Below are 23,679 nucleotides of genomic sequence, written 5' to 3' on the forward strand. Positions count from 1 at the left end.
CCAGCGCACCCAGGTCCTGGTTCGAGGTCCTCGACCCCGACATCAGCGTCTGCAGCGCCTGGTTCCCCATGTCGAACTTCATACCGCTCCCCCGTTCGCTCGACGAATCGTAAGTATGTCCATTTCTATCAACCTATATCCCGCCCGCAAGGTGCGGCCCCCGGGTTGTGACCAACGTATGACACACCGCCAGGCGTGTCGCCGCCGTTCGTCGCCGAGGCCTTCACTCACCCTTCAAATGCCGCACCAGACGCTCGAATTCCGCCCACCCGGAGAGGTCGGACGGATCCCCGGGCATCGGGTAGTAGTAGGCCGGTCGTGCCTTCGGACCCAGTCTGACAGGCTCCGCCGACAGCGGCGTCCGGCGGGCGCGGTCGTCCGGGACGGCCCGGACCTCCTCCGCGCCGAGCACGAAGGCCAGCGGCACGCCGGGGCCCTCGAAGTACGCGGGCACCGCCAGGTCGCGGCGGGCGCGGCGCAGTTGGAGAAGCATCGACTTGAGCCGGTGGCGGGTCACCAGTGCCTCGGCCATCCGCGGCAGGGCGTCCAGCGGCGGCTCCTCGCCGGGCCCGTAGCCGAAGGCGAGGGTCACCTCCTCCTCGACGCCGGACTTGGTGCGGGTGACCTTGAGCGTGGCCAGGCCGGGACGTTCGGGGCTGCCGACGACGACGAACCAGGTGGGTTCGGGCGCCCGGGAGTAGGCGAGGTCGGTGAGCCGGCCCGGGGACCACGGCAGGTTGGCCGGTTCGGCGCTGCCCCAGCCGGCCGGCGGCTCGCCGGTCAGTTCGCGCCAGACGGTCTCCAGGGCGCCGCCGAGGACGAGACGTTCGTCGGCGGGGTGGGCGGCGCGGAAGGTGACGGCCAGCTGGAGGTCGCCGGTGGCGGAGACGTCCTGGTAGGAGGCGGCGACCGGGGTGCGCAGGTCGTCCTCGGTGCCCTCCGGGTTCACGACGGTGGCGAACATGCCCTCCTGCCAGCGCAGGACGGCGCCGGTGAGGCCGTCGTAGTAGCCGTCCCGCTCGTCCTGGACGACCCAGCGGGACGGCCAGCCGGGCAGGTTGCCGCGGACGGCGGGGGAGAGCGTGGTGCCGGCCGGGGTGACGATCTGCAGGCCGCGGTTGGACTCGGCGGCGGCCCGGAAGGCGTCGGAGAGCCAGGCGGTCATGGCGACCACCGGGCGGTCCATGATGACCACGGCGACCTTCTCGGTCAGCACGTCGACGGCGGGCTGCGCGGCGGCCGGGGTGGGGGCGGCGGTGAGCCCGGTGGTCTCGACGACGGCCAGCGAGCGGGTCGCCTCGCGCGGCCACGCGGTGCCGTCGGCGAGGTGGGCGACGCGGGCCGCGAAGGTGCCGGCGAGCTTCTCGGCGTCCGGCACGCCGGTGGTGGCGCGGGCCTCGGTCCACCAGTACGGCACGCGCGGCGGGGTGGCGCCCAGCAGCCGCTCGGCCTCGCCCGGGACCTGCACCAGCAGCGGGGCCTCGATCGAGACCAGCGGCCGGGCCTGCTCGTCGAGGAGCTGGACGACCGCGCCCTCGCCCGTCGTGTCCAGGAGCTTGTCGGGGCCGCCGGAGAGGAGGCCGGCGAGCACCGTCCAGGCGTCCGGCATCCGCGGGGTGAGGGCGATGACGTCCTTGGTCATGTCGTCGAGTCCTTCGGTTACTCGGGCGTGTACACGGTCTGGACCAGCCGGTTCGGCTGGCCCCGGCGGACGATGACGCCGCGTCCGGCGGGCTGCTGCGCGGCGTACACGCCGGGGAACAGCTGCCCCTCGCCGCGGTCGCCGGTCATCACCAGCGCCGAGGCGCCGGACTCGCGCAGGCCCTGCACGAGCGGCTCGTACATGCCGCGCGAGGCGCCCGCGACGCGGCGGGTCACGACGAAGTGCAGGCCGATGTCGGCGGCGGAGGGCAGGTACGGCAGGAACGGCGCGAGCGGGCTCTGGCCGGCCGTGGTGAGGACGTCGTAGTCGTCGACGAGCACCACGATCCGCGGGCCGCCGCCGCGCCAGCGGCCCGGCTCCAGGTCCTCCAGCGGCGCGTTCTCGTCCGGCAGCCGCTTCTCCAGCTCGCCCGCGACGGCGGCGGCGAGGCCGGCGCACATCCGGGCGTTGTAGGCGTAGCCGCCGTTGTACTCCTCGGGGATCACGCCGCGCAGGCTGCGGCGCGGGTCCATCACGGCGAACACGATCTCGTCCTCGCCGTGCCGCTCGATCAGCCCGCCGGCGATGGTCTTCAGCAGGTTGGACTTGCCGCACTCGCTGTCGCCGAGGACCAGCAGGTGCTGGTCGTGGTGGAACAGGTCGAGCAGGACGGGCGCGAGCGCCGTCTGGTCCAGGCCGATCGGCACCCGCCGCGGCTCGGCGACCGGGCCGGGCAGCAGGTGCGGTTCCAGGACGTGCGGCAGCACGCGGACCGGCTGGGCGAGCTCGCCGGTCCAGGTGGCGCGGACGGTCCTGGCGGTCTGCTCCAGGACGGTGCCGAGCTCGCCGTTGTCGGCGAGGCCGTCGATCCGGGGCAGTGCGACCTGGGCGAACAGCCGCCCGTCGGTCAGGACGCGGCCGGGTTCGTCGGCGGAGAGGGTCTCGGAGAGCTTGCGCTCGATGCTGGATTCGCTGGGGTCGTTGAGCCGCAGTTCGGCCCGGGTGCCGAAGTTCGACTGGGCGGCGATCCGCACGTCGTTCCAGCGGAGCATGCCCGCCACGACGTGGATGCCGTAGCCGCCGCCGCGCTTGAGGATGTCGAGGACGGCGTCGTCCAGCTCCTCGAAGTCGTCGCGCAGCGCGCCGAAGCCGTCGATGACCAGGACGATCTCGGCGGAGGCGAGCTCCGGCAGGCGGCCCGCGGCGTGCAGGCTGCGCAGCTGGTCGACGGAGTCGATGTTGTGGTCGCGGAAGAGGTCCTCGCGGGCGGTGAGCATCGCCCGGACCTCCTCGACCGTGCGGGCCGCCCGCTCGCGGTCGGCCCGGCCCGCGATGCCGCCCACGTGCGGCAGGCCGGCCAGCGCCTGGAGGCCGCCGCCGACCAGGTCGAGGCCGTAGACGCCGACCTCCTGCGGGGTGTGGGTGAGCGCGAGCGACAGGACCAGGGTGCGCAGCAGGGTGGTCTTGCCGGACTGCGGGCCGCCGATGAAGGCGACGTGGCCGCCGGCGACGGTCAGGTCCAGGATCCAGTTGCCCTGCCACTGCCGGGTGGGGTCGTCGAGCAGGCCGAGCGGCACCTGGAGGCGTCCGCGCCGGCCGGTGAGCTGCATGCCGCGCGGGCCGACGTCGAGCGGACCGGCGACGCTGTCGAGCGCGATCGCGGCGGGCAGCGGCGGCAGCCAGATCCGCCGGACCGGGGGCGCGGCGTTCTCCAGCTGGCCGACGACGACGCCGAGTTCGGTCGGGCCGGTGGTGCGGCGGCGGGCGGCCGGCTCGGGGCCGTCCTGGTCCTCGGCCTTGGCCGGGGTGTTGAAGGCGCCGTACTCCAGGGCGAGCGGGCCGGCGTCCTCGTCCTCGCGCTGGACCGGGCCGCGGTAGGCGCCGGAGACGTAGCTGGCCTTGAACCGCTCGTAGTGGCTGGTGTCGACCTTGAGGTAGCCGAAGCCGGGCAGCGGCGGGAGGTGGAAGGCGTCGGTGGTGTCGAGGACCGTGCGGGACTCGTCGGCGGAGAAGGTGCGCAGGCCGAGCCGGTAGGACAGGTAGGTGTCCAGGCCGCGCAGGCTGCCGCCCTCGATGCGCTGGCTGGAGAGCAGCAGGTGTACGCCTATGGAGCGCCCGATCCGGCCGATGGACAGGAAGAGGTCGATGAAGTCCGGCTTGGCGGTGAGGAGTTCGCCGAACTCGTCGATGACGACGAACAGGTGCGGCAGCGGTTCGAGGTCGGGCCGGCGCTCGGCCCGCAGGGCGGCGTAGGAGCCGATGTCGGCGACGTTCCCGGCGTCCTTGAGGACCTGCTGGCGGCGCTTGACCTCGCCGGCGAGCGAGGCGTGCACGCGCTCGACCAGGCCGGCCTGGTTCTCCAGGTTGGTGATCACGCCGGCGACGTGCGGCAGGTTCGCGAACGGGGCGAAGGTCGCGCCGCCCTTGTAGTCGACGAGGACGAGCGAGAGGTCCTCCGGCGGGTGGGTGGCCACCAGGGCGAGCACCAGGCTGCGCAGCAGCTCGGACTTGCCGGAGCCGGTGGCGCCGACGCACAGGCCGTGCGGGCCCATGCCCAGCTCGGAGGACTCCTTGAGGTCGAGCAGCACCGGCTCGTGGCCGTCGCTGATGCCGATCGGCACCCGAAGGAAGGCGCGTTCGCCGCGCGGGGCCCAGAGCCGGGCGAGGTCGAGGTGGGCGACGTCCTCGATGCCCAGCAGGCCGGCGAACTCGACCGGGCCGCTCAGCGGGGCGTCGCCGAGCGACTCGGCGGACAGCCGCAGCGGGGCGAGCATCCGGGCCAGGCCGTCGGCGAAGGAGGGGCCGACCTCGTCCACGGTGCCGTGGGCGCTGATCGGCTGCTCCTGGCGGAGGTCCTCGATGAGCACCTGGTCGCCCTCGACCGTTATCCGCACGCCGACCTGGCCGGGTTCCTGGACGCGCCGTTCCAGCAGGTGCAGGACGGTGACGCCCATCTCGCGCAGGCCGACCGCGTCGTCCGGGCGCGGCAGGTCGACGGCGTCCTCGCCGTGGCCGTCGGCCACGACGAGCAGCCGGGAGGTCATCGACAGCGCGTCGGAGCCGGACAGGCCGCGGCGCACCTCGGTCGCGTAGGAGGCCCGGCGGCGCAGTTCGGCGCCGAGCTGGCGGGCCAGCTGCGGCATCGAGGGGGCGATGCGGCGGGCGGCGACGGGGCCGTCGTACTGGTCGGTGTCGAGCAGGTGGGGGAGCCACTTGGCCCACTCCCAGTCGGGGAGCCGCTCGCCGGGCACGGCCAGGGCGACGGCGACGTCGTCGGGCGCGTGCAGGGCGGCGCTCTGCACGAGCAGGGCGCGGGCGACCCGCAGGCAGTCCTCGCGCGGGCCGATGACGCTGACGTCGCCGACGCGGTCGAGCGGGACGGTGAGCGGGAGTTCGGTGCCGGTGCGGAAGCGGGTGGTCAGCGCCGAGGCCTCGTTGAGCATGAAGCGGTCGGGCGGGGTCAGCGCGGAGGAGGCCTGCTGGCCGATCCGCAGGTCGCGCACCGGCATCTCGCCGGTGCCGACGCGGACCCGCAGGAAGTCGCCGTCGACGCGGCGGCGCTCCCACAGCCGGGCCGGGTCGCGGACGATGTCGTACAGGGCGCCGGGCGGTGGGTTGAGCACGTCGGCGTGGTCGCCGCGGGCGCGCTCCTCGGCGGCGAGCTCCTCGCGCAGGTCCTCCAGGTACGTGAGGTAGGCCTCGCGCTGGGTGCGGCGGGTGCGCTGGGCCTTGCCGCGCTGGGAGAAGAGCAGGCCGACCGAGCCCAGGACGGTGACCAGCAGGATGATGGCGCCGAGTCCGGCGAACTGGCTGTTGCGGACGACGGTCATCATGACGACCGAGGACATGACGCCGGCCATCGGCAGCAGCGACATCGCGATGTTGCCGGCCTTGCCCTCGGGCAGGTTGGGCGGGGCCTCGATGGTGCGGGCCTCGGGGGCGGCCGGCGGACGGACCGTCCGGGCCGGGCGGTGGATCAGTCGGGTACTCATCGTCAGTGGCGCTTCTGGGAGAGCTGGAAGACGTCCGCGGCGAGCCGGGTGGCGGTGCTCCGGGTGGCGCGGGCGAGCAGGTCGGTCCGGATGACGCCGCCGGCCGCGAGGTGGCGGTCGTACGGGAGCACGTGGACGGTGGTGCCGGTGGCGCGCAGGGTGCGCACGGCCGCCTCGACGTCGACGCCCGCGTGCGGGGTCAGTTCGGTGACGACGACGACCGTCCCGGCGATGACGTGTGCGGGCAGGGCGCGCATCCACTGCAGGACGGCGTGGGTGCTGGCGATGCCGTCGAGAGTGGCCGGGGTGGTGATGACCCGGGCCTGGGCGGCGGAGAGCGCGACGCGGGCGACCTCGTCGGGCAGGGTCTGGCAGTCGACGACGGTGACGCCGAAGTAGCGGCGCAGCGCGACCATGACGCGCTGGTAGCCGCGGGCGTCGAGCATCGCGCCGATCTGGCCCTGACTACCGGGCAGGAGCCAGGAGTTGTTCTGCAGCTGGACCAGGTAGCCGGTGATGTCCAGCAGCGACATCTGCGGCTTGACGATCTCGGCGAGGTCGCTGGCGGTCCAGCGCAGCGTCTCGGTGCCCAGCCGGATCGGCAGCGAGCCGAGCGCGGTGTCGGCCTCGACGAACAGCACCGGGTCCTGGCGGTAGTGGGCGTAGGTGGTGCCGAGCAGGGCGGCGACCGTCGACTTGCCGGCGCCGCCGCGGATCGAGGTGACGGCGATCTGGCGGCCGGTGGTCACCGGCTGCTGGAGGCTCTCGGCGATCCGCGTGATCTCGGCGACCTCGCGGGAGGCGGAGGAGGAGACGTTCTTCCACACCGCGTGCGCGGCCCGGCTGGCGAACGGCTCGCCGCCGCGCGGCTTGCGGCCGAGCGCGGTCAGGCTGCCGTCGACGGTGGGGCGGGACTCCGGCGTCCGCTGGGTCGTCACCTGCGGCTGCTGCGGGTACGGCTGCTGCTGCGGGTACGGCTGGCGGCCCTGCGGCGGCTGGTACTGCTGCGCGGCGGGGTCCTGCGGCGGCGCCTGGTCGTACGGCATCCGGTCCTGTGGCGGTCCCGCGGGCGCCGGCTGGGCCCCGTCGGCCGGTGGTGGGCCCCACGCGGAGCCGTCGAGCTGGGCTCGCAGATCGCGCAGGACGTCGCCCTGCCAGTTCTCCCCGTTCGACATGACTTCCTCTGCCCCTCCAGATCCGACCTGCTGACGGGTGTCTCAGAACTTGCTGAGCAGTTGCCCGTACACCCCGAACACCCCGACGGCCAGCGGGAACAGCCCCACCATGCCGATCGACTCCACCAGGTCGGCCACCCGGCGCAGCCGCACCTGGGTGTGCTCCGGCGGCTGCACCGCCAGCGCGACCAGCGGCAGCACCGCCGCGACGCACAGGACGGCCAGCGCCCCGGCCCCGCCGCCGTGCCCGACCCACAGCACCACCAGGCGCACCGTCAGCACCGCGGCCGCGGCCAGCAGCGCCACGACCTCGGCGACCAGCGGGAACGCCCGTGCCCGGGACAGCAGCACCACGGCGACGAGCGACGGTAGCACCACCGTCCAGGCCGTCGGCTTCGCGGCCAGCGTCAGCAGCCAGCCCGCGGCGGTGGCCGACGCGGCGGTGGCGATCGTGGCGAGCGCGAGGCCGCGGTGCGTCGCCGCGAGCGCGGTGCCCACCGAGTGCCGGCTGACCGAGGCGCCGGCCGAGCGCCGGTCGTCCAGCGCGGTCAGGCCCGAGGCCATCAGGGCGAGCCGCGGCAGGACGCCGAGCAGCACCACCGAGAACAGCGCCATCAGGGCGCCCACCCGGGCCGGTTCGGTGTGGACGGCGGCCACCGCCTCCCACACCGCGGTGATCACGGTGAGGGCGCCGGCGCCGATCAGGCCGCCGCGGCCGAGCGGCGAGAAGAAGCCGAGCATGACGACGGTCACGGCGAGCGCGCCCACCACCGCGGCCAGCCGCACCGGCGGCCCCCAGTGGTAGGCGTCCGCCGCGCTCCACGCGCCGAGGATGCCGAGCCCGCCCGAGGCCAGCAGCAGCGCCGTGGCCAGGCCCCGGTTGCCCTGTCCGATCCGGGACACCAGCGCGCCGGCGGCCAGCAGCACGGCGGCCACCGCGAGCAGTCCGCCGGCCAGCGAGGCCAGCGGGAACTCGTGCCGCGCCAGCACGGCGGCCGTCACGGAGAACGCCACCGTCGCGACCCCGGCGCTGCCCCGGCGCGCGGCCGGGCGCCAGCGCCAGGCGCGCAGGTCCAGGTCGTCGGCGACCAGGTCGACGACGTCGTGCACGACCGGGGCGGGCGGGGCGGAGTGCGCGCGGACCAGCCGCAGGACGGCACCGTCGGCCACGCCCGCGGAGTCCAGGGTGCTGTCGTGCGGCAGCGCCGAGCCGTCCGGGGTCACCAGCTGGCGGGTCATCGGGCGGTTGGCGGCCCGGTCGTCGAGCAGCTGCAGCACGTCCGGGAGCAACATGCCGATCGGCGTGTCGGAGGGCAGGACCACGTCGGCCCGGCGCCGCTCCCCGATCAGGGTCACCCTGCTGAGACGGGCCGGGGAAGTCGTTGCTGTGCTCACCACTTGCGGGAACCTATCATCGCGACCTTTGCGACCTCTCGGGCCGATGCTTCTACGAATGTGCCGGTTCGGGGGACTTCGCGGCCTTTGTCGGTGCGGTCTGCCGGGCGCTCTTCGCCGGTGCCGCCTGCGGGGTCACCGCACGGGTCGCCGACGGGGACACCGGCGGCGTGGGCGGGCGCGACGGGTCCGGCGAGTCGTGGGGCACCTGGAACTGCTGCTGCTGTTGCTGCTGCTTCTGCTGATCGGCCTTCTGCTTGGCCAGCGTGGTCTGCAGGAACGACCACCCGACGCAGCCGGCGCACAGCACCGCCGCGATCGCGATTCCCGCGAACACCTTCCCGAACCGCTCGTCGGCCGTCCGCCGCACCCGCTGCGCGCCGAAGAGCAGTGCGTCGCGCATCCTGCGCCGACGCACCGCCACCGACTCCAGCAGCTGACTGTCGTAGTCCCGTGCCATTCGCCGCCCGCCGTCTCCCCCGTGTCTTGCCTGTGCAACATAAGGCATGCGTCGGGCCGAAGCACACCCCGTCGGTGGGGGGAAGGGGCGGGGGCTTCGGGGCGGTAGGAGGAGATGGGGGGAAGGGGGACGGGAGCTGTGGGGGATTGGGGGAGGGGGAGGCGGCGTCAGGCGAGGGCCGGCGTGGGGAGGGAGCCGGCGGCGGTCAGGTAGGTGTGGGTGTCGGGGAGGGTTTCCAGCAGGGTGCGCTGGTGGCGCTTGATGCGGGTGAAGGCGTCGTCGGCGGTGCGGATCGCGTGCGGGTGGTGGGCGAGGGACGGGGGCGGGGTGGCGGTGTGCGGGGTGAGGGCGGTGAGGAGGGCACGCAGCGGGAGCTCGTCGGCGGTGGGGGCGAGGCCGGCGGAGTGGGCGTCGAGGACCTGGCGCAGGTGGTCGGGGGCCGGGACGGGCGGCGCGTAGGGGGAGGTGAGCCGGCGGAGCCGGGCGAGGTCGAGGGCCTGCTCGTGCAGGGCGGCGGCGGTGGCGTCGAAGCGGGCGGCCGGGGTCGTGCGGCCGTCGCGGGAGGGGAGGTCGCGCACCAGCTGGTCGAGCAGGGCGAGGGTGTCGGCGTGGTCCTCGTCCAGGGGGTCGGCACTGGCGGCGGCGGTGCCGAGGGCCAGGCAGTTCCCGACCCAGCTGCGGCGCAGCCGGCCCGCGGGGGTGGCGGTGTGGGTGACGACCGTGCCGGCCGGGGCGGCGAGGATCCGTTCGGCCTCGGCGGCGCCGGTGCGCCCGCTCGTGTAGGCGAGGCCGGTGGTGCGGCGGTCGAGCAGGGTGCGGTGCCAGGTGTGGCCCTCGGGGCGGGTGGTGACGGCGGTGTAGGGCGCGACGCCGTGGCGGGCGCTGTCGTGGGGGAGGGTGACGGTGGCGAGCGTGTCGGCGATGAGGCCGTCGTCCGCGGGCCGGAACGGTTCGCCGAGGATGCCGGTGAGCAGGCGGGCGGCGCGGCCGGTGCAGTCGAGGAAGAGGTCGCCCTCCTCGCGGCCACGGGTCGTGTGCAGCGCGGTGACCAGGCCCGCCGGGTCGCGTTCGGCGCCGAGGATCTCCGCGCTGTGCAGCCGTACCCCGCAGGTCCGGACGGCGGTGCGGCGCAGGAAGTGGGTGAGCATCGCGGCGTCGGCGTGCCAGCCGTGGGGGAAGGCGGTGCGGCCGTCGAGCCAGCGCGGTGACTTCCGGGCGTCGAGCAGCGGCGGGGTGACGAAGCACGCGTGGTCGACGGGTTCCAGGGTGTGGCCGGTGCTGCGGCGCAGCTGCCAGAAGTCGGTGAGCGGGAAGCCCTCGCAGCTGGGGGTGGCGCCGGGGTTGGGCAGGTAGACCGGCTCGGGGCGCCAGCCCCGGTACCGGGTGGCCGCGTTGAAGGAGGCGCAGCAGGCGCGCAGCCACGCGCTCTCGGGGGTTCCCAGCCGGTCGAGGAGGTCGCGCCGGAAGGCGGGGGCGAGCGCGGTGACCTGCGCGGTGGGGCGTTCGGCGGTCTCGACGACCGTCACGCGGACCGTGTCCCGGAAGGCGGAGGCCAGCCGGGCCGCGGCGATCCAGGCGGTGAGCGTGCCGCCCGCGATGACGATGCGGTCGACGGGGGCGGGCGTGCGGGCGTCGAGGGTCATGGAGGGAGGGTCCAACGGGCGTGTATGGCATGCCTATCGGGGATCTGTACCGCCGGTGCAAGACGGACCGGAGGGCGGGTACAGACGCCGGTTCCAGTCTGTCGGTGCGGGGCCGGGGACGGCCCGACGCCACCGACGGAACGGAAACGAGGGAACGATGTTCGAGGAACTGAAGGTCGAGCACCCGCTGGACGTCCTGACCGAGATCGAGCGCAGCGCGGCCCTGGACCAGGACCTGCTGCTGCAGGACGGGGGGACGCCGTGGGCCGAGCTGCTGGCGGACTACGTCGACGCGCTGAGCGAACTGGCCGTGCGGGGCACCGCGGAGAACGGGTACATCGCGACCTACGGGCTGGACGAGGGCCACGCCGGTGGGTGCGGGTGAGGGCGGGCCGGCTGCCTGGTCAGGCGGCCTGACCCGGGGGCGGGAGCCTTGGGATCAGGCCGCCAGGGCGGCGGCGCGGCCGAGCCGGCCGAGCAGGCCGACGAGGGCCGGCATCCGGTAGCGGGCGGGCCGGTCGGCGCCGGAGCCGGGCTCCAGGAGCCGGGCGTCGCAGAGCCGCTCCAGGACGTCCTCGGCGTCGTCGAGGGGCAGGTCGAGCAGGGCCGCCGCGTCCGCCGCGGTGACGGCGGCGAGGCCGGCGGCGGCCAGGACGGCGAGGGCGCGCGCGGCCGGGGCGTCGAGCGCGGCCAGGGCGGGGCGCAGCGCGGTGGTGATGTCCAGGCTGCCGATGCGCAGTTCGCCGAGCCGGCGCTCGGCGGGGGCCAGCCGGTCGGCGAGCCGGGCCGGGCGCCAGTGCGGGCGGGCGGCGAGGCGGGCGGCGGCGATCCGCAGGGCGAGCGGGAGGCGGTCGCAGTACTCGGCGATGCGGGCGGTGGACTCGGGGTCGGCGGCGAGGCGTTCGGGGCCGGCGACGGAGGCGAGCAGGCGGGCGGCCTCGGCGGGGCTCATCGGGCCGAGCCGGACCAGCCGGGCGCCCTCCAGGGCGGCGAGGTCCGGGCGCAGGCCGGTGACCAGGGTGCGGGTGGCGCCGCCGCCGGGCAGCAGCGGGCGGACCTGGGCGTCGTCGGCGGCGTTGTCGAGCAGGACGAGCATCCGGCGGCCGGCCAGCAGGGTGCGGTACCGCTGGGCGCGTTCGTCGAGGCCGTCGGGGACGTGGGCGGGCGCGGTGCCGAGGGCGCGCAGGAACCAGCCGAGGACCTGACGGGGGCTGCGCGGGGTGCCGTCGGCGTCGCGCAGGTCGGCGTGGAGCTGGCCGTCGGGGAAGGCGTCGCGGGCGCGTTCGGCGGCGTACAGGGCGAGGGCGGACTTGCCGGTGCCGGGGGCGCCGGTGACGGTGACGTCCCGGCCGTCGTGCAACGCGTCGAGGACGAGCCGGAGTTCGGTCTCGCGGCCGGTGAAGTCGCGCGGCGCGGCGGGGAGCAGCGCCGGGCGGGCGGCGGGTTCCGTGCCGGGTTCCGTGACGGGTTCCGTGCCGGGCTCCTCGGCGGGCGCGGCCGGGGCGACGGTGACGGTCGCCCGCTCGGGCGCGGCCGGTCCGGCCAGGGTGCCGGTGAGGATCTCCTGGTGCAGGGCCCGCAGTTCGGGGCCGGGGTCGATGCCGAGCTCGTCGGCGAGCAGCCGCCGCGCCTCCTCGTACTGGGCGAGCGCGTCCGCCTGCCGCCCGGCCCGGAACAGCGCCGTCATCAGCTGCGCGCGGGCCCGCTCCCGGACGGGGTGACCGGTGACGTGCCGGGTGAGACCGGGCAGCAGCTCGTCGTGCCGGCCGAGCGCCAGGGCGGCCTCGGCGTGCTGCTCGACGGCGGCGAGGCGGGCCTCGGCCAGCCGGGGGCCCTCGGCGGCGGCCAGGTGCTCGGTGACGTCGGCGAGGGCCGGGCCGCGCCAGAGCGCGAGCGCGTCGGCGAGGCGGCGTTCGGCCTCGGCGTAGCGGGCGGCCCGGAGGTCGGCGCGGCCTGCGTCGGCGAGTTCGCGGAAGCGGTCCCAGTCGACGGTGGTGCCGTCGGTGTCCATCCGGTAGCCGGCGCCGTGGCGGTGCAGGCCGTGGCCGGCGCCGAGCCGGGTGCGCAGCCGGGAGACGTAGGTGTAGAGCTGGTTGGTGCTGGTCGCGGGCGGCTCCCAGCCCCACAGCAGGGTGGCGAGCCGCTCGTCGGGGACGACGCGGCCGCGGGCGAGCAGCAGGGCGGCCAGGGCGGTGCGCTGCTTGGCGCCGTCGAGCTCGACCGGGCGGCCGTCGACCGCGGCCGACACCGGCCCGAGAAGTGTGAAGTCCATGCCGGCCCCCGACCGTCCAGGGCCCGCGAACGCTCGCGGGCCGACCTGGGCGAAACGCTATTGACCTGCGGTTATATCCGGCTGTCGGGTCGCTGTCGGATCGATTTCGGCGGATCGAAAGCGCTTTGAAAGCGCCCCAAAACGCGGTCTCCGTAGCGTTCGTGTCGTACCGCAGGACACCGGGTCAGGCGGACGAACGAGAGGTCCTGGAGGCCACCGTGAACAGCGCTCTTCTCTCCGCCCGCAAGACCGCGCACACCGCGGTGGTCGCCCCGCTCGGCAGGCTCGCGGCGAGCGCGGCCGTGCTCCTCGTCGCGGCCGGCGGGGTGGCGGCGGGCCAGGGCACCGCGGTCGCGGCGGACTCCTCGAACGCCTCGGTGCAGGCCGTCGCCGTCGGCTCCCACCCGGTCGGCTACACCCTGAAGAAGGACGACCCGTGGACCTGATCCCGCGAGGAGCGCTCTCCGTCAGGGCTGCACGAGTTCGAACAGCCGCCCCGAGTCGACCGGTCCGCCGTCCGCGATCCCCACCATGAGCCGGTCGATCCGCTCCGACCAGCCGCCCGCGCCGACCTCCGCGAAGAGGCCGGACGCGGCCCGCAGCATCGCCACCGCGCCGTCGCGGTCCCCGCGCAGCGCCTGCACGCAGCCCAGCACCGCGCCCGCCCGCGCCTGGAGGAAGGCGTCCGGCACGGCCTCCGCGGCCTGGAGCGCGCTGCGCAGCACCGGCTCCGCCTCCTCGCCCCGGCCCTGGCACCACAGGGCCTCGCCCAGCGCCCTCAGCACGTGCGTCTCGCCGCGCCGGTCCCCGCTGCCGAGCACCAGCTCCAGCGCGCGCCGGCAGGCCTCCTCGGCCCGGACCCCGTCGCCCGCGCGGATCAGTGCCTCCGCCAGCCGGACGGTGCTCTGCGCCTCGCCCCGCACGGTGCCCAGACCCCGGCTGCGCGCCACGGCCTCCGACGACAGCACCAGGCTCGCCTGCGCGTCCCCGCGCTCCAGCTCGATCTGCGCCAACAGGCCCAGCACATGGGCCTCGGCGTAGCGGTCACCGCCCCTGCGGAAGATCTCCAGGGAGCGGCGGCCGGTCTCCACGGCCCGGTCCAGGTCGCCGCGCTGGCGTTCGCACAGCGCCAGGTTGCGCAGGACCAGGGCGCGGCCCTGGTCCTGGCCCTGCTCCTCGAACAGGCGCAGGGCCAGGCCGAGCCGCCGGTAGGCGCTGTCGTGCTCGTACTGGACGATCTCCAGGGTGCCGAGCGAGTGCAGCATCGCCGCCTCGGCGAGGGCGTCGCCGGTGCGTCGGGCGGTGGCGAGCGCGGCCTCGGCGCCCTCGCGCCAGTCCTCCAGGTAGTTGCGGTTCTGGTAGAGGGTGACGGTGGTCATCACCAGGTCCCAGGCGTAGCCGGACTCGTCGTCGCGGGCGGCCTGCTGGATCAGTCCGTTGATCGCGCCGCGCTCGGCCTCGAACCACTCCATCGGGTCCTCGACCAGGTCGTCGGTGAGGTGGCGGGGCAGCGGGTGCAGCGGCGCGGTGCCCGGCACCACGGTGAAGTCGCCCCCGTAGACGCGGCGGTGGGCCTCCTTGGCCAGGCCCAGCCACACCGCGCAGGCCCGCCGCAGGGCCTGCCTCAGGTCACCTTCTCCGTCCTCGGCAAGCGCGCACTCGCGAGCGAAGAGGCGGAGGAGGTCCTGGAAGCGGTAGCGGACGTGGCCCGCGCTGGCACTGAGCGGCTCCAGCAGCTGGGCGTCGACGAGCTGCTCGATGAGGTCCTCGGCGTCGACCGGGTCGATGTCGAGCACGGCTGCGCCGGCCCAGGCCGAGAACTCGGTGACGTTGAGCGAGCCGAGCAGCCGGAACATCCGGGCCGCCCCGGCCGGCAGGTCGCGGTAGCTGAGCCGGAAGCCGGCCCGCACGCCGCGGGCGTCCAGGCTGAGTTCGTCCAGCCGCCGGTGCTGGTCCTCCAGCCGGGCGACGAGGGTGCGCACCGTCCAGTGCGGCTTGGCGGCCAGGCGGGCGGCGGCGATCCGCAGGGCGAGCGGCAGGCGGTCGCACAGCTCGCTGAGCCGGGCCGCGCCGGCCGGGTCGGCGGCGAAGCGCTCGGCGCCGGCCACCCGGGACAGCAGCGCGACGGCCTCGTCCTCGCCGAGCGAGGCCAGGTGCAGCGGGACGAGCGCGAAGTCGCCCGCGAGCCGGCTGCTCAGGCTGTCGCGGCTGGTGACGAGCACGCAGCAGGCCGAACTGCCGGGCAGCAGCGGGCGTATCTGCTCGAAGGAGCGGGCGTTGTCGAGCACGATCAGCACCCGCCGGTCGTACAGGACGCTGCGGAACAGCGCGGTGCGCTCGGTCGGGTCGGCCGGGACCTGCGGCCCCGGCACGCCGAGGGCGCGCAGGAAGCGGTCGAGGACGGCGGACGGGCGGCGCGGCTCCTCCTCCTCGTCGTAGCCGCGCAGGTCGGCGAAGAGCTGGCCGTCCGGGAAGCGCGCGGCGACCTGGTGGGACCAGTGGACGGCGAGCGCGGTCTTGCCGACGCCGCCGGTGCCGATGATCGAGCCGACCGGCAGCGACGCGCCGCCCTGGTGCTCCAGCAGCCGGTCCAGCGCGGCGAGTTCCTGGTGGCGGCCGGTGAACGCGGCGGGCACCGGCGGCAGGTGGGCGGGTACGGCCGGGGCCGGCGCCGCCGCGGCGGTCGTGGGCAGGGTGAGCTCGGGGGCGTCGTTGAGGATGTCCTCGTGCAGTTCCTGGAGCGTCGGCCCGGGGTCGATGCCGAGCTCGTCGGCGAGCAGCCGGGCGCCGTCGCGGTAGGCCTCCAGGGCCTCCGCGCGCCGGCCGGCCCGGTAGTGGGCGAGCATCAGGTGTGCCAGGGACTGCTCGCGCAGCGGGTGCTCGCGGACGAACGCGGTGAGGTCGCCGATGAGTTCGCGGTGTTCGCCGAGCTCCAGGCGCAGCGCGGTGAGCTGCTCGTGGACGTCCAGCCGCAGTTCGGACAGCCGGGCGGCCTCGGCCTCGACGGCGTCGGCGGTGATGCCGGCCAGGGCGGGGCCGCGCCACATCGCGAGGGCGTCCTCGAAGTGGGCGCGGGCCTCCTCGGCGCGCCCGCGCCGGGCGGCCTCCCGGCCCTCGGCGGCGCGCTCCTCGAACTCGACGGCGTCGATGCGGTGTTCGCCCGGGTGCAGCAGGTAGCCGGGGTGGCTGGTGACGATCAGGTCGTCGATGCCGATGGCGGTCTTGAGGGTCTTGCGCAGACCGGAGACGCAGATGGCGATCTGGTTGCGGGCGGTGGCGGGCGGGCTGCCGTTCCAGACCGCGTCGGCCAGGGTGTCGACGGAGACCACCCGGCCGGGCGCGAGCAGCAGCATGGACATCACGGTGCGCTGGCGGGCGCCCTGGAGGGCGACCGGCCGTCCGTCGGCGCTGATGTCCAGCGGCCCCAGGATCCGGAACACCACCTGAAGCACGGCTGCCCTCCTCGACTCGGCCGCCGCCACATCCGGAATGGCCCCGACCTCTTCACTCTGAGTTACAGGTCGTCGGCGCGGGGCCGCAACGCGGACGGCAGCAAGCTGCCAGCGTTCAGCGGTGCGCGGCCCAGGAGGCCGGCGGGAGCACGCCGCCCGCCTCCCAGCGGGCGGCCGGGGCCGGGCCGGCGGCGGGGCCCCGCGCGGTGGCGCGGGTGCTCAGCAGGACGGCGATCGCGGCGAGCTCCTCCGGGGTGGGGCTGCCGCTGATGACCCGGAACAGGGCGTCCCCGAGCGGGCCTTCGAGCACGGACGCGGTCTCGTCGGGCATGACGCTCACTCCTCTGCTTACACCGGGGGGTTGCCGTGCTTGCGGGCCGGTCCGACGGCGTGCTTGGTCCGCAGCATGGCGAGGGCGTGGATCAGGGTGGCGCGGGTTTCGGCGGGATCGATCACGTCGTCGATCAGGCCGCGCTCGGCCGCGTAGTACGGGTGCATCAGCTCGGCCTGGTACTCCTTGACGAGCTGCTGACGCATCGTCACCGGATCCTCGGCGTCGGCGATCCTGCGCCGGAAGACGACGTTGGCCGCCCCCTCGGCGCCCATGACGGCGATCTCGTTCGAGGGCCAGGCGTAGGCGAGGTCGGCGCCGATCGACTGGGAGTCCATGACGATGTAGGCGCCGCCGTAGGCCTTGCGCAGGATGAGCGAGATGCGCGGGACGGTGGCGTTGCAGTAGGCGTAGAGGAGCTTGGCGCCGTGGCGGATGATCCCGCCGTGCTCCTGGTCGACGCCGGGCAGGAAGCCGGGCACGTCGACCAGGGTGACCAGCGGGATCGAGAAGGCGTCGCAGAGCTGGACGAAGCGGGCGGCCTTCTCCGAGGAGTGGATGTCCAGCACCCCGGCCAGCCGCAGCGGCTGGCTCGCGACGATGCCGACCACCTGGCCGCCGAGCCGGGCCAGGGTCGTGATGACGCTGGTGGCCCACCGCTCGTGGACCTCCATGTGCTCGCCGTCGTCGACGAGCTCCTCGATCACCGCGCGCATGTCGTACGGGCGGTTGCCGTCGACGGGGACGAGCTCCAGCAGGCGGTCGTTGCGCCGCTCGGCCGGGTCGCCGGGGGGTGTGGCCGGCGGGGTCTCGCGGTTGTTCTGCGGCAGCAGGGAGAGCAGGTAGCGGACCTCGGCGAGGCAGGTCTCCTCGTCGTCGTACGCGAAGTGCGCGACGCCGCTGGTGCCGGCGTGGACGTCGGCGCCGCCGAGCCCGTTCTGGGTGATCTCCTCGCCGGTGACGGCGCGGACGACGTCCGGGCCGGTGATGAACATCTGCGAGGTCTCGCGGACCATGAAGACGAAGTCGGTCAGTGCGGGGGAGTACGCGGCACCGCCCGCGCACGGTCCGAGCATCACCGAGATCTGCGGGATGACGCCCGAGGCCTTGGTGTTGCGCTGGAAGATGCCGCCGTAGCCGGCGAGGGCGGTGACGCCCTCCTGGATGCGGGCGCCGGCGCCGTCGTTGAGCGAGACGAGCGGCGCGCCCGCGGCCAGGGCCATGTCCATGATCTTGTGGATCTTCTGCGCGTGGGCCTCGCCCAGGGCGCCCCCGAAGATCCGGAAGTCGTGCGCGTAGACGAAGACCGTCCGGCCGTGGACGGTGCCCCAGCCGGTGATCACGCCGTCCGTGTACGGGCGTCTGGCCTCCAGGCCGAAGCCGGTGGCGCGGTGCCGGCGCAGCGGCTCCACCTCGTGGAAGGAGCCCTCGTCCAGGAGCAGCTCGATGCGCTCGCGGGCGGTCAGCTTGCCCTTCGCGTGCTGGGCCTCGGTGGCCTTCTCGCTCGGCCCGTGCCGGACGTCCCGGCGGATCAGGTCGAGTTCGGCGACCCGGGCGGCCATGGTCATGTGGGGGCTCCTTGGGTACGCCCGCGTCAGCGGGGGCGGAAGACCGGCCCCAGCTCCTCGCACAGGGCGAGGAGCGCGCGCCGGGCCGGGAGGTCGGGCAGGGTGTCCAGGGCGGTCCGGGCCCGGTCGAGGCGGCGGTGCATCACGGCCTCGGTCTCGGCGAGCGCGTCGGAGCGCTCGAACAGCTCCAGCGCGCGCGGGACGTCGGCGGCGGGGACGGGACCGGACGCGAGCAGCGCGCGCAGTTCGGCGTCGGCCGGATCGGCGCCCTCGCGGGCGAGCAGGACGGGCAGGCTCGGCACGCCGGCGAGCAGGTCGGTGCCGCGCGGCTTGCCGCTGGGCCCGGCGGGCCGGCGCAGGTCCAGCAGGTCGTCGGCGACCTGGAAGGCGATGCCGAGCTGCTCCCCGTACTCGGTGAGCGCGGCTGCGGCGGAGGCGGGCGCGCCGGCCTGGACGGCGCCGATCGCCAGGGACATCGACAGCAGGGCGGCGGTCTTGCCGGCCGCCACGTGGAAGTAGTGGGTCACCGGGTCCACGTCCGGTCCGGGGCCGGTGAGTTCGCGCAGCTGGCCGGAGACCAGGCGCCCGGCAGTGCGGGCGTTCAGGTGGACGGCGGCCGGGCCGAGGTCGGCGGCGAGCTGGGCGGCGCGGGCGAGCAGCCAGTCGCCGCTGAGCACGGCGGCGCGCTCGCCCCAGCGGGCGTGCACGCTCGGGACGCCGCGCCGGGTGGCGGCGCCGTCCATGACGTCGTCGTGGCACAGCGAGGCGAGGTGGACGAGCTCGGCGATCGCGGCGGCCTGCGGGACGCCCGGCGCCCACGGGTCGCCGAACTCGGCGCCGAGCAGTACCAGCAGCGGACGCAGCCGCTTGCCGCCGGCGGCGGCGAGGTGGCCGGTGAGGGGCCCGATGCGCGGGTCCAGGGCGTCGTGGGCGCTGGCCTGGAGCCACTCCTCGGCCCCGGCCAGTGCCTCGCGCAGCCGGTCCTCGAACTCGGGTTCGGCGAGTTCGAGCCGATCGAGCAGCTCGGCGGCGGACGGTTCCGGGGCGGACGGTTCCGGGGCGGCGAAGAGGCCGTCGACGGCCGCGGCCACGGTTCGGTACATGGGTCCGGCCGTCATGCGGAAACCTCCTCTGCGGCCGCGCCGCGCTGGATTCCAGGTGCAGGTGGGTGCATTCCGGGTGCGGGTGCTCTCCGGTGCGAGGGCCGGTGGGGTGCTTTGCGGTGCGCGTGCTTCCCGAGGCCCGTGCGACAGCCTCGAACGGGTGCGCACCGGTGTTCAACAGTGCTGTCAGGAAGGTGCCACTAGGACCGTCGCGGGCGGTTTGACCAGGGAACCGTCAGCTTCCTGCCAAGATTTCCGCGGACCGGCCGACCGCGAACGCCCGCCGCTTACGCTCCCTGGCGATCACCCACCAGGAAGGCACGGACAATTGCGCACCCGAATAGCCCTCGCCGCAGCCCTCGCCGCCGGCGCCCTCGCGCTGACGGCCGCCCCGGCCACCGCCGCCACCTCCGCGACCGGGGCGGCTGCGGCCTCGGCCGCGAAGGACTGCGGCGAGCTGAAGCTGACCGGCGCCCTGCCGGCCCCGCCGGCCGGGATGGCCGTGCAGCAGCAGGTGTCCGTCGGCGCCGACTGCAAGCCGGTGCTGGGCGAGGTCCGGCTCGTCCCGGCCGAGGCCGGTGCCGTTGCGGCCCGTTCGGCCCGGACCGCGGCCGCCGCGGACGCCGGCACCACGCGCCAGTTCAAGAGCTCCAGTGAGTGGTTCGACTGCTGCAACATCCGGATGACCGGTCTGTACACGACCTCGTCGTGGACCGCCGACGGCACCCGGATCAGCGCCGCGAACACCGACGCGACCCAGCAGTGGAACCGCGAGCCGTGGAACGCCGGCTGGTCCCTGAAGTCCGCGACGAAGAACACCGACTGCACCGCGGACTGCACCGTCTCGCACACCCAGGCCGACGCCGAGTTCACCTACAAGGGGATATTCGACGTGACCGGGGCGTGGTACGCGAACACCATGCACACCTCCGTCGACCTCAATGCGGACGGCACCGCGACCTGTCGATTCGAGACCGAGACCCGGCACACCTTCATCGGGTGGAACTGGCAGCACAGCTGTCAGTGACGGGAATTCCCGGAGATTCCGGGATTCCCGGGATTCCCGGGATTCCCGGGATTCCCGTGTGAGCTGGGCGCGGCGACCGTCAGGAGCCGCGCCCAGCTGTCGTGGCGGCCCTTCTCGCCGATCAGCCGGCCCTCGGCCTCCACCCAGGCGTGCGCGGTGAACGGCGGTGCGGTGCGCACCCCGACGCACCAGGTCGGCCAGCTGCCGCGGGCACGGCACAGCAGGGTGACGGCGACCGAGCGCGGCAGGCAGCTGCGCAGCCCGTTCATGGCGAGGCTGGTGGCCAGGACGGAGTCCCGCACGGCCCCGGTCTCGTCCGCGCCGGCGGGCCGGGCGCCCCGGCTGAGCACGGCCAGTACGTGCTGGAGCCGGTGCGCGGGCAGCAGGACGAGCAGCCGGGCGAGGCCCACCGCCGTCCTGATCGCCAGTCGCCTGTGCAGCGGCGGGCGTTGGCTGCGGTCCTGCTCAAGGGCGAAGGTGAAGCTCACGGCGCGACCAGCCCGGCCTCCCGCAGGCCGTCGACCAGGGCGGCCACGTCGGCGGCGGCCCGCTCCCGGTCGACGTCGAAGGCCTCGGTGAGGCCATCTACGGCGTCGGCCTCCGACCCGCCGTCGAGCAGGGTGCGGGCCACCACGGTGGCGGTGGGGTTGAGCTGCCAGTACTGGCCGATCCTGGCGTCGAGCAGGACGCCGCCGTACTCGGTCTCGGCGACGGTGAGGTGTTCGTGGTTGCGCAGCTTCATCGGTGCTTCTCCGTTCGGCAGGTCGTCGGTGCTCAGGCGGTGCGGAGCCAGGCCTCGCAGGCGAGCGTGGACGTCAGCGGGTTGTAGGCGAGTTCGGGCGAGCCGGGGGTGCGGCAGAGGCGGCGCAGCGCGTCCGGGTCGACCAGGCCGGCCCGGGCCAGCGCGCTGTCCTCCCAGACGGCCGCCAGTTCCTCGCGGTGCCGGTAGAGGCCGAGCGTCGCCTCGGGCGAGCCGTCGCCCTTGGTGCGCCGGGCGAGGCTGCGGTCCGGGACGATCCCGCGCATCGCCTCGACCAGCAGGGGCTTGTACGCCCAGGGCGTGGCCCGGAGTTCGGGCCGGGCGCCCAGCGCGGCGTCGACGACCCGGTCGTCGAAGTACGGGTTGGCCACCGGCACGCCGGCCAGGCGGCCCATCTCCTCCAGGCCGCGCATCTCCTGGGTGCCGGCGTGGATGCCGGCGAGGTCGTGGTGGCGGCCGCGGGTCGCCGCGAGCGGTTCGACGGCGGGGGCGGCCTCGGCCAGGGCCTGCTCGACCCGTTCCAGGCAGTCGACGGTGAACCACGAGGCGATCACCGGGTCGTGCAGCCAGCCGAAGGACGGGCGGCCCGGGTCGAGGGAGCCGGAGGAGCGGGTGGTCAGGGCGGCGAAACTCGCGCGGTACGAGCGGCGGTCCAGCAGTGCGCCCGCGACCGCGCGGCGGGACCAGCCGAACAGGGTGCGATAGCCGCGCAGGGCGGCGAGCGTGAGCAGCGGCCGGGTGGGCAGCAGGGCGTGGTAGTCGACCGCGCTGCCGAGGAAGAGGTGGTCGCCGCCGTTTCCGGTGAGGTGCAGCCGCGAGCCCCGCTCGGCCATCCGCTCGATGAAGTGGGTGACCCGGTCGCGGCTGACGACGATCCCGACCGGGGTGTCGTGCCGCCCGCCGTCGTTCATCGCCCCGCTGTAGAAGAGCGGGAGTCCGGACGCGGGGGCGAGGAAGTGCTCGGTGTCCACGAGGCGTTCGGCGGCGAGCCGGGCCCAGTGGCCGTCGTCGTTCTCGGACTCGTCGCCGGTGGCGGTGCAGGCGATGAGCTTCGGGTTCCCGGGGCCGCCTGCGGCGAGGAAGCACAGGGACGTGGAGTCGAGCCCGCCGGAGAGGTCCGCGCTGATCAGGCCGGAGGCCGCGGTGCGCAGGGCGACGGCCTCGGTCAGCGACGACCGGACGTCGCGGGCCGCCTCGGCGAGGCCCAGGACCGGATCGGGCGGCCGGTGCCAGCGCCGCTGCGCCGGTGGCCGTCCCTCGCGCAGCTCCAGGCAGTGACCGGGCGGCACGGGCCGGACGCCGTGCCACATGGCGCGGTCGGCGAACGGCGCCGGCAGCGGGTTGAGCAGCCGCAGCGCCACGGAGGTGAGGTCGGGTCCGGCGCCGGCGAACCGGGCGAGATCGGCGGCGCGGTCGCCGGCGACGACGGTGTCCGCGATCCTCGTCCAGGCGATCCGGCGGGTGCCGTACGCGGTTCCCTGGACCCGCATCGCACCGTCGGCGGTGGCCAGCAGGTGGAACTGGCCGGGGAGTTCGAGCCCGAGCCGGTCCAGGCCGGCCGGCCCGCGCACCGGGGCGATCCGCCGGGCCAGGTCGGCCGCGGTGACGCCGAAGGTGCCGATCAGGGCGACCGTCAGGTGGGGGGACCGGACGACCAGGAGCTCCCCGGCGGGTCGGTGTCCGACGATCCAGGGCCGCCCGGAGGCGTGGGGGATGACATCGAGTTCCGGGCGGTCGGCGCACAGGCGCCGGGCCACGGCGCACGCGGCCGCGCTGTCTGGGAACGCGAGGAAGAACGGTGTGCCGTGGCCGGACATCACATCAGCTCCAGTTTTCCGGCGGTCACATGATCTGGCCGTGGAAGAAATCCCAGCTGAAGATTCCCTTCCAGCCGGTGACGGCGCGGAAAGTGCCGGCGGACTCGAAAACCGGGGTCTCGTACCGCTTCTTGCTCATGGCTTTCTCCTTTCACGAACTACGGAGGTGGATATCGGGGCGGTTCCCGGGATATTCCGGGTGCTTCCCGGTGAAGAGTCTTGGGCGTGATGCGCAGTCCGCTCAACGGCAGTGTCCTGAAGTGACGGGGAATGCCGAATTCCGCCGGGAATCCCAAGATCGGCTGGCAGCGAGTGGACATGTGATCGGATTGTGCACGGGTGGCCGGATCCTGGCAGCAAGCTGTCAGTGCCACCGGAAAGGCACAGGTCAGCGCCATACGATTTATGGCCAGCATGCACCTGACGATCTGATTGGCAGTGTCATATGACAATCGAAGCCGGCCGAGCCCTGGCCCCCGGAGCCGCCCTGGACGGCACGCCCCCGCCGCCGCGCTGGGCGGTCTGGGTCGCGCACGCGGTGCCGCTGATCGCCCTGCCCTCCACGCTCTGGCGCCTCGCGATGGCCATCGGCGTGCCCGTCGGGTACAGCACGGAGGTGCTGCGCCACGACTACGGCATCCCCGGCAACGGCTACCTGGTGCTGCCCGCCATCTGTGTGCTCCAGGAGGGCGCCGCCCTGCTCACCCTCGGCCTCGTCCGCGACTGGGGCATCGTCGCCCCGCGCTGGCTGCCGCTGATCGGCGGCAAGCAGGTCCGCACCTGGGCCGCCGTGACGGCCGCGCTGCTCGGCGCCGCCGTCCTCACCGCCGTGACGATCAGTCAGGCTGCCGTGTGGGACAGCGTCGACAGCGAGAACCTCAAGGGCGTGCACCGGGCCGTCATGGGCTGGCTCTACATGCCGCTGCTGCTGTGGGGCCCGCTGCTCGCCGTCGTGACGGTCAACTACGCCTCGCGCCGGCGCCGTCGGGCATGAGCGGGCGGAGCGAGCGGATCATGGAGGGGTGCGAGTGGGCGAGTGCCC

Annotated in this window: 18 protein-coding genes and 1 pseudogene; 4 read left to right on the forward strand and 15 right to left on the reverse strand. The window is 74.7% G+C overall.

The features are described 5' to 3' along the window. Window positions 1-223: 223 nt before the first annotated feature. The 6 genes and pseudogenes from AB0C76_RS36115 to AB0C76_RS36140 all read right to left on the reverse strand — a co-directional run bounded on the left by AB0C76_RS36115 (window position 224) and on the right by AB0C76_RS36140 (window position 10,307). Window positions 224-1,642, reverse strand: a complete 1,419-nt coding sequence (locus AB0C76_RS36115; RefSeq protein ID WP_359973853.1) for a DUF6177 family protein — start codon at window positions 1,640-1,642, stop codon at window positions 224-226. Between the two features lie 17 nt (window positions 1,643-1,659). Then, a complete protein-coding gene (gene eccCa, locus AB0C76_RS36120; RefSeq protein ID WP_359973854.1) occupies window positions 1,660-5,634 on the reverse strand; it encodes a type VII secretion protein EccCa in 3,975 nt (1,324 codons plus the stop codon). 2 nt (window positions 5,635-5,636) lie between these two features. Next, the gene (locus AB0C76_RS36125; protein WP_359973856.1) at window positions 5,637-6,809 is read right to left on the reverse strand and encodes a MinD/ParA family protein; all 1,173 of its coding nucleotides are present in this window, start codon (window positions 6,807-6,809) and stop codon (window positions 5,637-5,639) included. Between the two features lie 42 nt (window positions 6,810-6,851). After that, complete coding sequence (gene eccD, locus AB0C76_RS36130) at window positions 6,852-8,207, reverse strand: type VII secretion integral membrane protein EccD (RefSeq protein ID WP_359973858.1); 1,356 nt, start codon at window positions 8,205-8,207, stop codon at window positions 6,852-6,854. 211 nt (window positions 8,208-8,418) lie between these two features. Then, window positions 8,419-8,664: pseudogene (locus AB0C76_RS36135) on the reverse strand (hypothetical protein); the annotation flags it as partial. Window positions 8,665-8,831: 167 nt separating this feature from the next. Next, entirely contained in the window at window positions 8,832-10,307 is a 1,476-nt protein-coding gene (locus tag AB0C76_RS36140) for a tryptophan 7-halogenase (protein WP_359973860.1), read from the reverse strand. Between the two features lie 157 nt (window positions 10,308-10,464). Here AB0C76_RS36140 and AB0C76_RS36145 point away from each other — a divergent pair, with 157 nt between their 5' ends. Beyond that, on the forward strand, window positions 10,465-10,692 hold the full coding sequence (locus AB0C76_RS36145) for a DUF6269 family protein (protein WP_359973862.1): 228 nt from the start codon (window positions 10,465-10,467) through the stop codon (window positions 10,690-10,692). A 54-nt stretch (window positions 10,693-10,746) separates the two neighbouring features. Here the strand turns inward: AB0C76_RS36145 and AB0C76_RS36150 are convergent, their stop codons facing one another. Next, window positions 10,747-12,579: a transcriptional regulator gene (locus AB0C76_RS36150; protein ID WP_359973864.1), complete on the reverse strand. Its 1,833-nt coding sequence runs from the start codon at window positions 12,577-12,579 to the stop codon at window positions 10,747-10,749. Window positions 12,580-12,797: 218 nt separating this feature from the next. On the opposite strand from AB0C76_RS36150, the gene AB0C76_RS36155 reads away from it, so the two are divergent. Continuing rightward, window positions 12,798-13,025, forward strand: coding sequence for a hypothetical protein (locus AB0C76_RS36155; protein WP_359973866.1), 228 nt, complete (start codon window positions 12,798-12,800; stop codon window positions 13,023-13,025). A 21-nt stretch (window positions 13,026-13,046) separates the two neighbouring features. Here AB0C76_RS36155 and AB0C76_RS36160 read toward each other — a convergent pair whose 3' ends face one another. The 4 genes from AB0C76_RS36160 to AB0C76_RS36175 all read right to left on the reverse strand — a co-directional run bounded on the left by AB0C76_RS36160 (window position 13,047) and on the right by AB0C76_RS36175 (window position 19,048). Continuing rightward, a complete protein-coding gene (locus tag AB0C76_RS36160; protein ID WP_359973868.1) occupies window positions 13,047-16,031 on the reverse strand; it encodes a BTAD domain-containing putative transcriptional regulator in 2,985 nt (994 codons plus the stop codon). 115 nt (window positions 16,032-16,146) lie between these two features. Then, on the reverse strand, window positions 16,147-16,362 hold the full coding sequence (locus AB0C76_RS36165) for an acyl-CoA carboxylase epsilon subunit (RefSeq protein ID WP_359973870.1): 216 nt from the start codon (window positions 16,360-16,362) through the stop codon (window positions 16,147-16,149). 17 nt (window positions 16,363-16,379) lie between these two features. Continuing rightward, the gene (locus tag AB0C76_RS36170) at window positions 16,380-17,924 is read right to left on the reverse strand and encodes an acyl-CoA carboxylase subunit beta (RefSeq protein ID WP_359973912.1); all 1,545 of its coding nucleotides are present in this window, start codon (window positions 17,922-17,924) and stop codon (window positions 16,380-16,382) included. Window positions 17,925-17,956: 32 nt separating this feature from the next. Next, complete coding sequence (locus AB0C76_RS36175; RefSeq protein WP_359973872.1) at window positions 17,957-19,048, reverse strand: polyprenyl synthetase family protein; 1,092 nt, start codon at window positions 19,046-19,048, stop codon at window positions 17,957-17,959. Between the two features lie 313 nt (window positions 19,049-19,361). Here AB0C76_RS36175 and AB0C76_RS36180 point away from each other — a divergent pair, with 313 nt between their 5' ends. Continuing rightward, entirely contained in the window at window positions 19,362-20,060 is a 699-nt protein-coding gene (locus tag AB0C76_RS36180) for a hypothetical protein (RefSeq protein WP_359973873.1), read from the forward strand. On the opposite strand, the gene AB0C76_RS36185 is transcribed toward AB0C76_RS36180, so the two are convergent. The 4 genes from AB0C76_RS36185 to AB0C76_RS36200 are packed head-to-tail and all read right to left on the reverse strand — an operon-like array spanning window position 20,054 to window position 22,776. Further along, window positions 20,054-20,548, reverse strand: a complete 495-nt coding sequence (locus tag AB0C76_RS36185; RefSeq protein WP_359973875.1) for a lasso peptide biosynthesis B2 protein — start codon at window positions 20,546-20,548, stop codon at window positions 20,054-20,056. The genes AB0C76_RS36180 and AB0C76_RS36185 overlap by 7 nt on opposite strands. Beyond that, window positions 20,545-20,802: a lasso peptide biosynthesis PqqD family chaperone gene (locus AB0C76_RS36190; protein ID WP_359973877.1), complete on the reverse strand. Its 258-nt coding sequence runs from the start codon at window positions 20,800-20,802 to the stop codon at window positions 20,545-20,547. The genes AB0C76_RS36185 and AB0C76_RS36190 overlap by 4 nt, the downstream gene beginning before the upstream one ends. A 32-nt stretch (window positions 20,803-20,834) precedes the next feature. Beyond that, window positions 20,835-22,637: an asparagine synthase-related protein gene (locus AB0C76_RS36195; RefSeq protein WP_359973879.1), complete on the reverse strand. Its 1,803-nt coding sequence runs from the start codon at window positions 22,635-22,637 to the stop codon at window positions 20,835-20,837. Between the two features lie 25 nt (window positions 22,638-22,662). Further along, window positions 22,663-22,776, reverse strand: coding sequence for a lasso RiPP family leader peptide-containing protein (locus AB0C76_RS36200; RefSeq protein WP_359973881.1), 114 nt, complete (start codon window positions 22,774-22,776; stop codon window positions 22,663-22,665). Between the two features lie 306 nt (window positions 22,777-23,082). On the opposite strand from AB0C76_RS36200, the gene AB0C76_RS36205 reads away from it, so the two are divergent. Then, window positions 23,083-23,631 carry a hypothetical protein gene (locus AB0C76_RS36205; RefSeq protein WP_359973883.1) on the forward strand — a complete coding sequence of 183 codons (549 nt, stop codon included), beginning with the start codon at window positions 23,083-23,085 and terminating at the stop codon, window positions 23,629-23,631. The last annotated feature ends 48 nt before the right edge of the window (window positions 23,632-23,679 follow it).

Origin of the sequence: Kitasatospora sp. NPDC048722 (assembly GCF_040650235.1) — a bacterium.
Classification (GTDB): domain Bacteria; phylum Actinomycetota; class Actinomycetes; order Streptomycetales; family Streptomycetaceae; genus Kitasatospora.

What these genes read in the sequence shown, in the direction of transcription:
- AB0C76_RS36170 (WP_359973912.1), bottom strand. Translation starts at nt 17,924, where the DNA reads ATGGCCGCCCGGGTCGCCGAACTCGACCTGATCCGCCGGGACGTCCGG.
- AB0C76_RS36205 (WP_359973883.1), top strand. Translation starts at nt 23,083, where the DNA reads ATGACAATCGAAGCCGGCCGAGCCCTGGCCCCCGGAGCCGCCCTGGAC.
- AB0C76_RS36140 (WP_359973860.1), bottom strand. Translation starts at nt 10,307, where the DNA reads ATGACCCTCGACGCCCGCACGCCCGCCCCCGTCGACCGCATCGTCATC.
- AB0C76_RS36195 (WP_359973879.1), bottom strand. Translation starts at nt 22,637, where the DNA reads ATGTCCGGCCACGGCACACCGTTCTTCCTCGCGTTCCCAGACAGCGCG.
- AB0C76_RS36125 (WP_359973856.1), bottom strand. Translation starts at nt 6,809, where the DNA reads ATGTCGAACGGGGAGAACTGGCAGGGCGACGTCCTGCGCGATCTGCGA.
- AB0C76_RS36200 (WP_359973881.1), bottom strand. Translation starts at nt 22,776, where the DNA reads ATGAGCAAGAAGCGGTACGAGACCCCGGTTTTCGAGTCCGCCGGCACT.
- AB0C76_RS36165 (WP_359973870.1), bottom strand. Translation starts at nt 16,362, where the DNA reads ATGCCCGACGAGACCGCGTCCGTGCTCGAAGGCCCGCTCGGGGACGCC.
- AB0C76_RS36175 (WP_359973872.1), bottom strand. Translation starts at nt 19,048, where the DNA reads ATGACGGCCGGACCCATGTACCGAACCGTGGCCGCGGCCGTCGACGGC.
- AB0C76_RS36190 (WP_359973877.1), bottom strand. Translation starts at nt 20,802, where the DNA reads ATGAAGCTGCGCAACCACGAACACCTCACCGTCGCCGAGACCGAGTAC.
- eccCa (WP_359973854.1), bottom strand. Translation starts at nt 5,634, where the DNA reads ATGAGTACCCGACTGATCCACCGCCCGGCCCGGACGGTCCGTCCGCCG.
- AB0C76_RS36145 (WP_359973862.1), top strand. Translation starts at nt 10,465, where the DNA reads ATGTTCGAGGAACTGAAGGTCGAGCACCCGCTGGACGTCCTGACCGAG.
- AB0C76_RS36115 (WP_359973853.1), bottom strand. Translation starts at nt 1,642, where the DNA reads ATGACCAAGGACGTCATCGCCCTCACCCCGCGGATGCCGGACGCCTGG.
- AB0C76_RS36150 (WP_359973864.1), bottom strand. Translation starts at nt 12,579, where the DNA reads ATGGACTTCACACTTCTCGGGCCGGTGTCGGCCGCGGTCGACGGCCGC.